Origin of the sequence: Haemophilus sp. HN_Hi10 (assembly GCF_049821985.1) — a bacterium.
GTDB classification, from domain to species: Bacteria; Pseudomonadota; Gammaproteobacteria; order Enterobacterales; family Pasteurellaceae; genus Haemophilus; species Haemophilus influenzae_D.
Map to the genome: position 1 here is coordinate 781,336 of NZ_CP187495.1, position 13,652 is coordinate 794,987.

A 13,652-nucleotide genomic window follows, 5' to 3' on the forward strand; every position below is an offset into this window, starting at 1 on the left:
GTTGCGCTTCTTGCTATAGGCGGACTTATTTTTGCCAATTATGTGGCAAAACATTCTGAATTTATTAACCCCGATCTTTCGGGGTTTTCCGTATCTAAAGTGCGGTTATGTTTAAGGTTATTTTTATGAACAATCAGATTCCTTTACTTGGAATTACCGGTTATAGCGGTAGTGGTAAAACAACGTTGTTAGAAAAACTTATCCCAGAACTTATCGTTCGTCACATTCGCGTTTCAGTGATTAAACATAGCCATCACAATATGCAAGTTGATAAAGAAGGAAAAGATAGTTGGCGTATGAAAGAGGCGGGTTCTTCTCAAGTCATTTTAGCGAATGATGAACATTGGGCGATCATGACGGAAACACCAAAACCTGTTTCATTGGATTATTTAGCACAACAATTTGACCGCACTTTAACAGATTTAGTGTTGGTGGAAGGCTTTAAACAAGAGCCAATTTCAAAGATTTTGCTTCACCGTCAAGAAATGACAAAACCTTTACCCGAAATTGACGAATATGTAGTGGCGGTTGCGACGAATTATCCCCTTGAAATTGATCGCACTTTGTTGGATATTAACTGCATTCCGCAAATTGCCGATTTTATTGAAAATTGGTTGCACCATTTTCACGGAGCACGATGACTGAATCCAATGCCTATCGTGGTTTAGCTTGGGTAGCAGCAATGGCACTTTTTATGCAAAGCCTCGATGCGACCATTCTAAATACAGCTTTACCCGCGATATCTTCCGATTTACATAAACCCGCCTTTGAAATGCAAATGGCGATTATTGCTTATTCTTTAGCTGTTGCATTATTTATTCCTCTTACCGCTTGGGCTGCAGCAAAATTTGGAACATTGAGCGTTTTTCGTGGTGCAGTTTTTACGTTTATTTTAGGATCTATCGCTTGTGCTGCTGCGCCTAATTTAGAAAGTTTAATTTTAGCCAGAGTGATTCAGGGGCTAGGCGGAGCATTTATGATGCCCGTTGCACGTTTAGCTATTATTCAAGCGGTACCTAAACAACAATTAGTGAATGCTTGGAATTTAATGGCAACTGCAGGTTTGATCGGGCCAATTCTAGGACCTATTTTAGGTGGATGGTTAGTCATTCACGCCAGTTGGCACTGGATTTTTTTAATCAATATTCCAATTGGTGTGCTAGGGATTTTGGCATCGGGTAGCGTGATGAACAATATCAAAGGCGAGGCAGAGAAATTAGATTGGACAGGTTTTTTACTCTTTGCATCAGGGCTAGTTGGCATTACGCTTGGTTTGGATTTACTCGGCGAAAGTCAGCATAATTCAAGTGTAACTTATAGCATATTAGTTGTTGGTATTTTATTACTCGTGGCTTATTGTGGTTATGCCAAAAATAATGAAGATGCTATTTTACCTTTATCCCTTTTCCGCACTCGTACATTCAGATTAGGCATTATTGCCAATATTTTTATCCGATTATCTGCATCTGGTGTGCCCTTTTTATTGCCTTTAATGTTTCAATTATCTTTCGGTTATAGTGCGGAAATGTCAGGCTGGCTCTTAGCACCGATTGCGTTAATTTCTGTGATGTTGAAAATATTAATTGGACGAATTTTAAATCGTTGGGGCTATAAAACAACGCTAATTTCATCCGCACTTTTGATGGCTGGCTCTGTGATTTCAATGGCTTGGTTAGATAAACAAAGTTCTCTGACTTGGATCATTTGTAATCTTATGTGGTATGGGGCTTGTATGTCGATCATTTTTACTTCAATCAATACATTAGCAGTCGGTGATCTTTCAAAACAACAGTCTGGCACAGGCTCTACCGTATTAAGTATTGTACAGCAAGTTGGGATTGGATTTGGTATTGCTGTGTCATCAATAATCTTAAATCTTTATCGACATTTCTTTAGCGCAAATGATGGCTTACAACAGGCATTCAGCTATACTTTTTTAACTTCATCACTTTTTGCAATCGCCTTAGTTTGGTCGCTTATGAAATTACATAAAAATGATGGCGATCATTTACGAAAAATGCCTTAGATTAATTTGTTATAATCCATAGAATTTTTTTATTTAAAAAAAGGGAAATTTGCTTATATCTTATTGATATTTCTTGTTGGTGGAGATAGCTCCATCGTTTAACCATAAATGGTGGGGCATTCCCTGCCTAACATTGAGGTATGCTTATGAAACTAAAAGCAACATTAACTCTCGCCGCTGCAACTCTTGTTTTGGCTGCTTGTGATCAATCTAGTTCGGCAAATAAATCTACCGCTCAAACTGAAGCAAAATCCTCGTCAAATAATACTTTCGTTTATTGTACAGCGAAAGCTCCATTGGGATTTAGCCCTGCGTTAATAATTGAAGGTACTTCTTATAATGCAAGCTCACAACAAGTGTATAACCGCTTAGTTGAATTTAAAAAAGGCTCAACGGATATTGAACCAGCTTTAGCTGAAAGCTGGGAAATTAGCGATGATAGCTTAAGTTATACTTTTCATTTGAGAAAAGGGGTTAAATTCCATACAACAAAAGAATTTACCCCGACACGTGATTTTAATGCAGATGATGTTGTATTTTCATTCCAACGTCAGTTAGATCCAAATCATCCATATCACAATGTATCTAAGGGGACTTATCCATATTTCAAAGCAATGAAATTCCCTGAATTGTTAAAATCTGTGGAAAAACTAGATGACAATACAATTCGTATTACCTTAAACAAAAAAGATGCGACTTTCTTGGCAAGTTTAGGTATGGATTTTATTTCTATTTATTCCGCAGAATATGCTGATGCAATGCTGAAAGCAGGTAAACCAGAAACGCTTGATAGTCGCCCAGTGGGGACAGGCCCTTTTGTTTTTGTGGATTATAAAACAGATCAGGCGATACAATATGTTGCGAATGAAAATTATTGGAAAGGTAGAACACCTTTAGATCGTTTAGTTATTAGTATTGTGCCTGATGCAACAACACGTTATGCAAAATTACAGGCAGGTACTTGTGATTTAATTTTATTCCCAAATGTAGCGGATTTAGCCAAAATGAAAACAGATCCAAAAGTACAACTTTTGGAACAAAAAGGTTTGAATGTGGCATATATCGCATTTAATACCGAAAAAGCACCGTTTGATAATGTCAAAGTGCGCCAAGCGTTGAATTACGCAGTGGATAAAAAAGCGATTATTGAAGCGGTTTATCAAGGCGCAGGAACATCAGCTAAAAACCCACTTCCTCCAACAATTTGGAGTTATAATGATGAAATCCAAGATTATCCGTACGATCCAGAAAAAGCAAAACAACTTTTAGCTGAAGCGGGTTATCCAAATGGTTTTGAAACTGATTTCTGGATTCAACCTGTTATTCGTGCTTCTAATCCAAATCCAAAACGTATGGCTGAATTAATTATGGCGGATTGGGCGAAAATTGGTGTAAAAACTAACCCAGTGACTTATGAATGGGCTGATTATAGAAAACGAGCAAAAGAGGGAGAATTAACTGCGGGTATCTTTGGTTGGTCTGGCGATAATGGTGATCCTGATAATTTCTTATCCCCATTATTAGGTAGCCCAAATATAGGTAATTCTAATATGGCACGTTTCAATAATTCAGAATTTGATGCTTTACTTAATAAAGCTATTGGATTAACCAATAAGGAAGAACGTGCGGAACTTTATAAACAAGCTCAAGTTATTGTCCATAATCAAGCACCTTGGATTCCAGTTGCCCACTCCGTTGGCTTTGCACCACTTAGTCCTCGAGTAAAAGGTTATGTACAAAGCCCATTCGGCTATGATGCTTTTTATGGTGTGAGTGTTGATGGTAAATAATTCATATTGATTTACTTATTCTAAGCCCTTATTTATAAGGGCTTTTTATTTATCAAAGGATTATTCTGTAAAAAATATGTTAAATCACTTTAACTTGAGTATAATGCTCAGCATTATTTCTATCGGATATGATCCCGTAGAATAATAAAAATTAATTGTTAATATAAGGAACAAAAATGGATTTCAATCGAATTATCACTCATATGAATGATCATCATCAAGATGATATGGCTGCCCTTTGTAAAAAATTTGGTGGCGAAAAGGAAATCACAGATGTGACGTTAGTTAATGTAGATTTTGCTGGTTTAGATTTTAAATATAATGGTGGCAAAACATTACGCGTGGAATTTCCACAACAAGCTGACGAAGGTTCAATTAAACAAGCGATTATCAATCTTTGTGTAGAAAATAAACCAGTTGCAAATTACGATCGTATCAAAGCTAAAATTGATGAATTTCGTCAAGAATTTAAAAGCTGTGTGCTTGCCACTTTAGATAAAGATGGCTTACCGATGGCGTCTTATGCACCAATTATTTCGCTTGATGGAAAATATTATATTTATATCAGTGCCATTGCAGAGCATTATGACAATTTAAAACGCAATCCAAATCAAGTGGAAGTGATGTTTTTAGAAGATGAAAACAAAGCAAAATCAATTATTGTGCGTACTCGCTTACGTTATAAAGCAAGTGCACGTTTTATTCCTCGCAAAGATCCAATTGTTGAACAAGTCTTAGATAAATTAGCGGAAACGATGAATGATGTAGGCGGAATTAAAACGATTCGTGAATTTACTGATTTTGATTTAGTTGAACTTACATTTGGAACAGGCCGTTTTGTAAGAGGTTTTGGCCAAGCCTATTTAATTGATGCTAATGGGGAAATTTCTCATATTGGTGTGAAAGGCAATCCACACGAAAAAGAAAGCGATAAATAATATTGTTTCTTAATGAAGATAAAGGGTTGAGTATAAATTTATACTCAACCCTTTTGTTTACGATAAATGCTAATGAAATTGAAATTTCTTTATTTTTCACCGCACTTTATTTTCATTAAGGACAAGGTTTACTCACCATAATTTCAATAACCTGTCTGTCGATATGTTGCATACTTTTTGATGCAATAGCACAGAGATTATCAATGGTTCGATCAAGATCATGTTCGACAATCCCTTCGTTGCCAGTAACATGGGTTTCATCCATTGCCATAAGTACTGATTCATAGCCCGAAGCAACGTTGGTGGAGACTTTCATTGCACAGCTATTGGCTGCACCACCACAAATGATGCCACTAATATCGCCAATCATGCTACAGATACCCATACTAGCTGTTTCAAATTTGCCTGTGAGTAAATAAGCAATACCAGCACAACTTCCCATTGATGCCGTAGTTACAGCACAAAGAGCGGAGAGTTTTGGCAATTTACTATGAATATAAATCGCCATTAAGTGGGATAAGAAAAGTGCGCGGATTCGTTTTTCTTCACTTACTTTGAGATAATCTGCAACGACAACAACAGGCATCGTTGCCGCAATACCTTGATTGCCTGAACCAGAATTGCTCATCGCTAGCAAGGTTGCGCCGCCTATTCTTGCATCTGATGCGGCTGTGGTTTCAATCATAATTTTGCTTAGCAAATCATCAGAAATTAAACCACTACCCACTTGTTTTCTCAACGTGCGACCAATATGCAAGCCATAATTTTCTCGCAAACCCTTATCTGAAAGTGCTAGATTAAGCTCTGCAGCTTGACGAATAAAACGAATTTTTTCTAATTCAACAGCATTGGAAAATTCAAAAATCTCTCGTGCAGTAATTTGTTTGAAGACTTCATAGGGATCGCAATTGGTACACTCACTAATTTTTGTTCAAGCATATTTTTGGCGGCAGTAACTTGCTCTGGCGTAATATGTTTTAATACTTCCAAACCGCCATCTGGATTACCGCCTAATGCGCCAATTGCCGCAGCTATGGGCAATCTCACCATACCTGTTCCAGGCACGGCAACGCCCAATCCATTTTTCATTAAGTTAGGAGATACTTTGGCTTCAATGTGTTCAGGTTTTTTGCCTAAATATTTCGCTGTTGTAGCAGATGCGAACGCAAGAGAAATCGGTTCGGTACAGCCTAAGGCTGGCACAACATCATTTTTAACGATTTGGAGTAATGGTTTTTCAATTTCGTTAAGTCTTTCTAAATTCATTATTACCTATCCAATTAATGCGCTTCATCCCAATTTTGACCTACACCGACTTCTACGATCAACGGAACAACTAATTCCGCTGCATCTTCCATTTGTTGTTTAATTTGTTCACGGAAAAACTCGATTTTTTCTGACCGCACTTCAAACACTAATTCATCGTGTACTTGCATAATCATTTCAATGTCGGGATCGTGACAGATTACTTCATCAAGTTTAATCATCGCTCGTTTAATAATATCCGCAGCTGTGCCTTGCATCGGTGCATTTATCGCTACGCGTTCTGCCCCTTTACGACGCATTGCGTTGCTAGAATTGATATCAGGTAAATATAAACGGCGACCAAATAACGTTTCCACATAGCCTTGTGCTTTCGCTTTTTCACGGATATCGGTCATAAATTGCTGTACACTCGGATAGCGTTGGAAATATAAATCCATGTATTTTTGTGCATCAGGACGGGAAATACCAAGTTGGCGTGACAGTCCAAAGGCGGACATCCCATAAATTAAGCCGAAATTAATCGCTTTAGCATTGCGACGTTGCTCGCTGGTGACTTCATCTAATGATACACCGAAGATTTCAGCTGCGGTGGAGCGATGAATATCCTTGCCTTGCGAGAAGGCGTTAATTAAGCCTTGATCGCCAGAAAGATGTGCCATAATGCGTAGCTCAATTTGAGAATAGTCAGCAGCGACAATAGAATAACCTTCACGTGCGATAAATGCTTGTCGAATACGACGACCTTCTTCATTCCGAATTGGGATATTTTGTAAGTTTGGATCACTTGATGATAAACGTCCTGTTGCCGTGACCGCTTGATGATAAGAGGTATGCACTCGGCCTGTTTGTGAATTGACCATTTGAGGCAGTTTATCCGTGTAAGTGGATTTGAGTTTGCTCAACCCACGATGTTCGACCAAAATTTTGGGTAATTCGTGGCTATAGGCTAATTCTTCCAATACTTCTTCATTCGTTGATGGCGCACCTTTTGGCGTTTTTTGTAAAATAGGTAGGCCAAGTTTATCGAACAAAATTTCTTGTAATTGTTTGGTGGAAGCCAAATTAAATGGCTGACCTGCTAATTCGTAAGCTTGTTCTTCAAGTGCGGTTAATCTTGTGGTAATTTCGTTAGATTGCATAAAGAGGGCATTACTATCAATCAAAACGCCTGTACGTTCCATGCGAGAAAGCACATGAAGTAATGGTAATTCCATTGTTTTATACAATTCAACAAGCGTTGGTTCTTGTTGCAATTTCAACCACAGTGCTTGTTGTAATTTCATTGTCACATCCGCATCTTCTGCTGCGTATTCAGTGGCTTGTTCTAATGGAATTTGATTAAACGTAAGCTGATTTTTTCCTTTTCCAGCGATGCTTTCAAATGCGATAGTTTCATGACCTAAATAACGTTTGGCTAAATCGTCCATATTATGACGACCCGTACTATTTAGCGTATAAGAAAGCAACATCGTATCAAATTCAACACCTTGTAATTCAATGCCATGACGGGCAAAAATACTTTCATCAAATTTAATATTTTGTCCAATTTTGTGAATATTAGGATTTTCTAAGATTGGTTTGATTGCAGAAAGTGCGGTCGATTTTTCGAGTGTTTTTGGTGCATCCAAATAATCCAATTGCAATGGTAAATAAGCGGCTTCGCCATTTTCAAGAGCAAAAGAGATACCCACTAAATTCGCAGACATATAATCAAGGCTATCTGTTTCAGTATCCACTGCAATAAGTTTTGCTGCATTGAGTTTTTCAATCCAGTGGGTTAAATCCGCTTGAGTGAGTAAGGTTTCATATTTTGTGCGATCGATTTGAATTTTAGGCGTATTTTCTACCGCACTTTGATCTTGTGAGGTCGCCTGATACTGATTGATTTTCACAGGCTGTTCAACAGCTTGAGTAATGGAATCTGAGCCATTCATCACTTCATTAAGCCAGCGTTTAAATTCGTAGCGAGCAAAATATTCAATAAGTTGATCCTTTTGGCTTTCTCCAAGCAACAATTGATCGGTTGTCACGTTAAGTTCAACATCCGTTTTGATGGTTGCCAACGTATAAGAAAGATCGGCATTAGTTTTTTCAGCCAATAATTTTTCGCCTAGTTTTTTAGCCCCTCGAATTGGCAATTCTGCTACTTTTTCAAGATTGGCATAAATTTCAGCCATACTCCCGATGCCTTGTAGTAAACCCAGTGCGGTTTTTTCGCCAACGCCAGCAATGCCTGGAATGTTATCTGCACTATCGCCCATGAGTGCTAGATAATCAATGATGAGTTCAGGTGGAATACCGTATTTTTCAATCACACCCTCGCGATCTAACAGGCTGTTATTCATAGTGTTGATGAGCATAATATTGTCATCAACTAACTGTGCCATATCTTTATCGCCAGTACTAATAAGCACTTTTTTACCCAAACGAGAGGCTTGTAGTGCGAGTGTGCCGATCACATCATCTGCCTCAACTCCTTCCACCACTAAAAGCGGAATGCCCAATACGCGAATCATATCGTGCAAAGGTTGAATTTGTTTGCGTAAATCATCGGGCATTGGCGGGCGATGAGATTTATATTGTTCAAACATTTCATCACGAAATGTTTTCCCTTTTGCATCAAAAACAACGGCTATATGAGTGGGTTGAACTTGTGAGATGAGGCTTTTTAACATATTTAACACGCCATACATCGCACCCGTTGGCTCACCTGCGGCATTAGTTAAAGGAGGAAAGGCATGAAATGCACGATATAAATAAGAAGAACCATCCACTAGCACAAGCGGATTTGTTGCAATTTGGGCCATAAAAATCTCGTTTTAAACTGAAAAAATGTGGGCATTATAACGTAATTTATGATGATGAGCGAATGGCGGATTCAATGTAAAATTTGTGACGAACGTTTTTTGCTATGGCATAATATCAGCAACTCAAATATTTAATTTAAGGAAATCAAATGTCGTTAAAATTGGTCGAAATTTTAGTTTTGGGTCAGGTCTTACGTTTAAATGTGCCAGTTGAACAAGAAGAATTATTGCGTCAAGCTGCGCGCAATTTAGATATATTGGTTTCCGAAATGAAAGAAAAGACAGGTCTTATTCAGCTTGATCGTGTGCTTTCTATTGTGGCACTCAATTTGAGTTTTGAATTAAGCCAAGAAAAAAATAAAACCGCTCAAATTGAAAATGTATTGAGAACTCGAATTCAACAATTAGATCATTCATTAGAAAATATTCGCGTTACAAAAGAACTGCGTTAAATTAATGATCAAGCTAGAGTCGTTTTGTCGTTTTATAATCAATTCATTAAATTTGACAAATAAATGCTAGTCAATGCCGAGAATTTGGGCTAGTATAAACCCATAAGAATTACCTAGAGTGTTCGTCAGTGGGCTATGTCCCTGAGCCGATACTTTAAATCTTATAAATTGGTTTCCTATCGTTGGTGTGTAGGCTTAACCTTTGACTCGTTCATTGGGCTAAGAAACCTGAAAACGATATCAACTGATTTCCTTGAACCGTCGGGTTCAAGGACTACTGCCCGCAGCGGCACTCTGGGGTCTTCCTTTTCATTTCTATGAATACGCAAAAACGCCAGCAAATCCGCAATGAAATCCGAAAAATACGTGCAAATTTAACCGCACTTCAACAGCAACAAGCTGAACAATCAGTTACTCAACAGGCGTTAAATCTTATCGAGCAACGACAAGCCAAAAACATTGCATTATATTTTTCTTTTGATGGCGAAATTTCAACAAAAGCCTTAATCCAATCCCTTTGGATGCAAAACAAAAATGTGTATTTGCCTGTTTTACATCCTTTTACTAAACATCATTTATTGTTTTTACGCTATTTACCTGATACACCAATGAAACAAAATCAGTTTGGTATTTGGGAGCCAAAGCTAAATGTTCAAAATGTTTTGCCATTAAATGAACTGGATATTTTATTTACGCCGTTGGTCGCCTTTGATAAACAAGGAAATCGCCTAGGAATGGGCGGTGGATTTTATGATCGCACGTTGCAGAATTGGCAAAATAAGCCTTTTATTCCAGTTGGTTTAGCGCATCAATGTCAGCAAGTAGAAAATCTTCCCACTGAGCATTGGGATGCCCCACTATTCGATATTTTGGTAGGTTAAAACCTATCATCAAATTTTTATTGATAGATAAAATCAAAAATATTTCAATTTTTCTCTTGAAATTTATCCAACCGAGCTTACTTAGTTTATGCGAATGGCGAAAGACGAAACTCAATTAAGGAAAGCGTATGAACATTGAAAAATTTACGACAAAATTCCAAGAAGCGTTAAGCGAAGCACAATCACTTGCTATCGGAAAAGATAATCAATTTATTGAACCCGTGCATTTATTGACCGCACTTTTAAATCAACAGGGCGGCTCTATTGCGCCAATTTTGACAGCAAGTGGTGTAAATGTGGCGTTATTGCGTAATGAATTGAAGACGGAACTAAATAAATTACCACAGGTTATTGGCAATGGCGGAGATGTGCAACTTTCACGTCAGCTCATTAATTTACTTAATCTATGTGATAAATTCGCACAGCAAAACCAAGATAAATTTATTTCGAGCGAATTGTTTTTGCTTGCAGCTTTAGAAGAACGAGGAACGATCAGCGATATTTTGAAAAAGTGCGGTGCAAAAAAAGAACAAATTTCGCAAGCCATTCAACATATTCGAGGGGGGCAAAACGTGAACGATCAAAATGCAGAAGAAAGCAGACAAGCATTAGAAAAATATACGATTGATTTAACCGCTCGTGCAGAAAGTGGCAAACTTGATCCTGTGATTGGGCGTGATGAAGAAATTCGTCGAGCCATTCAAGTATTACAACGTCGTACCAAAAACAACCCAGTGTTAATTGGTGAACCAGGTGTGGGGAAAACAGCGATTGTCGAAGGCTTGGCACAACGTATCGTAAATGGCGAAGTGCCAGAGGGTTTGAAAAATAAACGTGTGCTTTCATTAGATATGGGCGCATTGATTGCTGGTGCAAAATATCGTGGAGAATTTGAAGAACGTTTAAAATCGGTGCTCAATGAACTTTCTAAAGAAGAAGGTCGCGTTATCCTCTTTATTGATGAAATTCATACTATGGTCGGCGCAGGTAAAACCGATGGTGCGATGGACGCAGGTAACTTATTGAAACCAAGTTTGGCACGAGGCGAATTACATTGCGTGGGTGCAACCACTCTAGATGAATATCGTCAATATATCGAAAAAGATGCCGCACTTGAACGTCGTTTCCAAAAAGTCTTTGTGGACGAACCAAGTGTGGAAGATACCATTGCGATCTTACGTGGTTTGAAAGAACGTTATGAAATTCATCATCACGTGGATATTACTGACCCTGCGATTGTCGCAGCAGCAACACTTTCACATCGTTATATTTCTGATCGTCAATTGCCAGATAAAGCCATCGACTTGATCGATGAAGCTGCATCTAGTATTCGTATGGAAATAGATTCTAAACCTGAACCGCTTGATCGTCTTGAACGTCGTATTATCCAATTAAAATTGGAACAACAGGCACTACAAAAAGAAGAAGACGAAGCAAGTCGCAAACGTTTAGAAATGTTAGAGAAAGAATTGGCTGAAAAAGAACGTGAATATGCCGAACTTGAAGAAGTATGGAAATCTGAAAAAGCAACGCTTTCTGGCTCTCAACATATTAAACAAGAGTTAGATACTGCAAAAACTGAACTGGAACAAGCTCGTCGTGCGGGGGATTTAGCGAAAATGTCTGAGTTGCAATATGGTCGCATTCCTGCTCTTGAAAAGCAACTTGAGCAAGCTGAAACCAGCGAAGGAAAAGAAATGACGCTTTTACGCTATCGCGTCACAGATGAAGAAATCGCTGAAGTGCTTTCTAAAGCTGCGGGTATTCCTGTATCCAAAATGATGGAAGGCGAGAAAGAAAAACTTTTACGTATGGAAGATGAATTACATAAACGTGTGATTGGTCAAGAAGAAGCAGTTGATGCTGTCGCAAATGCAATTCGTCGTAGTCGTGCAGGGCTTTCTGATCCTAATCGCCCAATTGGTTCTTTCTTGTTCCTAGGGCCAACAGGTGTAGGTAAAACAGAACTTTGTAAAACTCTGGCTAAATTCCTCTTTGATAGTGAAGATGCCATGGTACGTATTGATATGTCAGAGTTTATGGAAAAACACAGTGTCTCTCGTTTAGTTGGCGCGCCTCCGGGTTATGTTGGTTATGAAGAAGGCGGTTATTTAACTGAAGCAGTGCGTCGTCGTCCATATTCAGTGATCTTATTAGATGAAGTTGAAAAAGCCCATACGGATGTGTTCAACATCTTGTTGCAAGTGCTAGATGATGGTCGTTTAACTGACGGACAAGGCAGAACCGTAGATTTTCGTAACACGGTTGTGATTATGACCTCTAACTTAGGTTCTGATTTAATCCAAGGTAACAAAGAGGAAAGCTATAGCGAAATGAAGGCCTTAGTGATGTCTGTAGTAGGCCAACATTTCCGTCCAGAATTCATCAACCGTATTGACGAAACAGTGGTATTCCATCCACTTGGTAAAGAGAACATTCGTGCGATTGCCAGCATTCAATTAGAACGCTTAGCAAAACGTATGGAAACTCGTGGTTATGAATTGGTGTTTACCGACGCTTTATTAGATTTCATTGGCGAAGTGGGTTACGACCCAATTTACGGTGCGCGCCCGTTAAAACGTGCTATTCAACAAGAAATTGAAAATAGCTTGGCACAACAAATTCTATCTGGTGCGTTATTACCGAGTAAGGTTGTTACTATTGATTATGTCAATTCAGAAGTTCAAGCGAGACAATAAGCATTACAAAAGTGCGGTAAAATTTACCGCACTTTTTTATGAACCTAAACGCTGACGTACAATTTCAAATAAACATACCCCTGTTGCGACAGATACATTTAATGATGAAACTGAACCAGCCATTGGAATGCTAATCAGTTGATCGCAATGTTCACGTGTTAAACGACGCATTCCCTCGCCTTCAGCTCCCATTACAAGTGCTAGTGGCCCTGTCAGTTTGCTTTGATAAATGGTTTCAGTTGCTTCGCCAGCAGTGCCAACCACCCAAATATTATGGTTTTGCTGTAAATCGCGTAGTGTGCGAGAAAGATTGGTTACACGAATTAACGGCACGGTTTCTGCTGCGCCACAAGCAACTTTACGCGAGATAGACGTTAATTGTGCCGATTTATCTTTCGGTACGATCACTGCCACTACGCCCGCTGCATCAGCTGTTCGCAAACATGCTCCCAAGTTGTGTGGGTCAGTCACGCCATCTAAAACTAATAAAAGCGGGTTTTGTTTATTCGCAAGAATTTCATCAAGATCATTTTCATTAAGTTCTTTTGCTGCTTGTACCCGAGCAATGACACCTTGATGAACTTCGCCATCGGCTTTTTTATCAAGAGTTTGTCGATTAACGAATTGCACACCAATTCCTAGGGAATAAAGTTCGTTTAAGAGTGGCTGTAGGCGTTTATCTTCACGTCCTTTAAGTACGAAAACTTCAATTAGACGCTCTGGCGAATGGGTTAAAATACTATTAACAGCATGAATGCCGTAGATTTGTTCTGACATAAATTTCTCTTTTTTT

9 protein-coding genes, 1 other RNA gene and 1 pseudogene are annotated in these 13,652 nt (G+C 38.6%); 8 read left to right on the forward strand and 3 right to left on the reverse strand.

The genetic code is table 11. From position 1 onward, the window contains the following. Window positions 1–125 precede the first annotated feature (125 nt). The 4 genes from mobB to ACPT8Q_RS03995 all read left to right on the forward strand — a co-directional run bounded on the left by mobB (window position 126) and on the right by ACPT8Q_RS03995 (window position 4,754). Window positions 126–641: a molybdopterin-guanine dinucleotide biosynthesis protein MobB gene (mobB, locus tag ACPT8Q_RS03980; protein ID WP_050948967.1), complete on the forward strand. Its 516-nt coding sequence runs from the start codon at window positions 126–128 to the stop codon at window positions 639–641. Next, window positions 638–2,026 (forward strand): MDR family MFS transporter, encoded by a 1,389-nt coding sequence (locus ACPT8Q_RS03985; RefSeq protein ID WP_050948968.1) that lies wholly within the window; start codon window positions 638–640, stop codon window positions 2,024–2,026. The genes mobB and ACPT8Q_RS03985 overlap by 4 nt, the downstream gene beginning before the upstream one ends. A gap of 146 nt (window positions 2,027–2,172) precedes the next feature. Next, the gene (locus tag ACPT8Q_RS03990; RefSeq protein WP_050948969.1) at window positions 2,173–3,816 is read left to right on the forward strand and encodes an ABC transporter substrate-binding protein; all 1,644 of its coding nucleotides are present in this window, start codon (window positions 2,173–2,175) and stop codon (window positions 3,814–3,816) included. A 176-nt stretch (window positions 3,817–3,992) separates the two neighbouring features. Next, window positions 3,993–4,754 (forward strand): HugZ family heme oxygenase, encoded by a 762-nt coding sequence (locus ACPT8Q_RS03995; protein ID WP_050948970.1) that lies wholly within the window; start codon window positions 3,993–3,995, stop codon window positions 4,752–4,754. A gap of 115 nt (window positions 4,755–4,869) precedes the next feature. Here ACPT8Q_RS03995 and ACPT8Q_RS04000 read toward each other — a convergent pair. Continuing rightward, window positions 4,870–6,020, reverse strand: a pseudogene (locus ACPT8Q_RS04000) (serine dehydratase subunit alpha family protein). A gap of 14 nt (window positions 6,021–6,034) precedes the next feature. Then, window positions 6,035–8,827: a DNA polymerase I gene (gene polA, locus ACPT8Q_RS04005; RefSeq protein ID WP_050948971.1), complete on the reverse strand. Its 2,793-nt coding sequence runs from the start codon at window positions 8,825–8,827 to the stop codon at window positions 6,035–6,037. Between the two features lie 149 nt (window positions 8,828–8,976). Here polA and ACPT8Q_RS04010 point away from each other — a divergent pair, with 149 nt between their 5' ends. The 4 genes from ACPT8Q_RS04010 (at window position 8,977) to clpB (ending at window position 12,859) form a co-directional block, all read left to right on the forward strand. Beyond that, entirely contained in the window at window positions 8,977–9,279 is a 303-nt protein-coding gene (locus ACPT8Q_RS04010; protein ID WP_044331090.1) for a cell division protein ZapA, read from the forward strand. A 107-nt stretch (window positions 9,280–9,386) separates the two neighbouring features. Next, window positions 9,387–9,584, forward strand: a non-coding RNA gene (ssrS, locus tag ACPT8Q_RS04015) — 6S RNA. 12 nt (window positions 9,585–9,596) lie between these two features. Beyond that, window positions 9,597–10,160, forward strand: a complete 564-nt coding sequence (locus tag ACPT8Q_RS04020) for a 5-formyltetrahydrofolate cyclo-ligase (RefSeq protein WP_050948972.1) — start codon at window positions 9,597–9,599, stop codon at window positions 10,158–10,160. A gap of 128 nt (window positions 10,161–10,288) precedes the next feature. Then, a complete protein-coding gene (gene clpB, locus ACPT8Q_RS04025; RefSeq protein ID WP_050948973.1) occupies window positions 10,289–12,859 on the forward strand; it encodes an ATP-dependent chaperone ClpB in 2,571 nt (856 codons plus the stop codon). Window positions 12,860–12,895: 36 nt separating this feature from the next. On the opposite strand, the gene rlmB is transcribed toward clpB, so the two are convergent. Further along, window positions 12,896–13,636 (reverse strand): 23S rRNA (guanosine(2251)-2'-O)-methyltransferase RlmB, encoded by a 741-nt coding sequence (gene rlmB, locus ACPT8Q_RS04030; RefSeq protein ID WP_050948974.1) that lies wholly within the window; start codon window positions 13,634–13,636, stop codon window positions 12,896–12,898. Window positions 13,637–13,652: the final 16 nt, after the last annotated feature.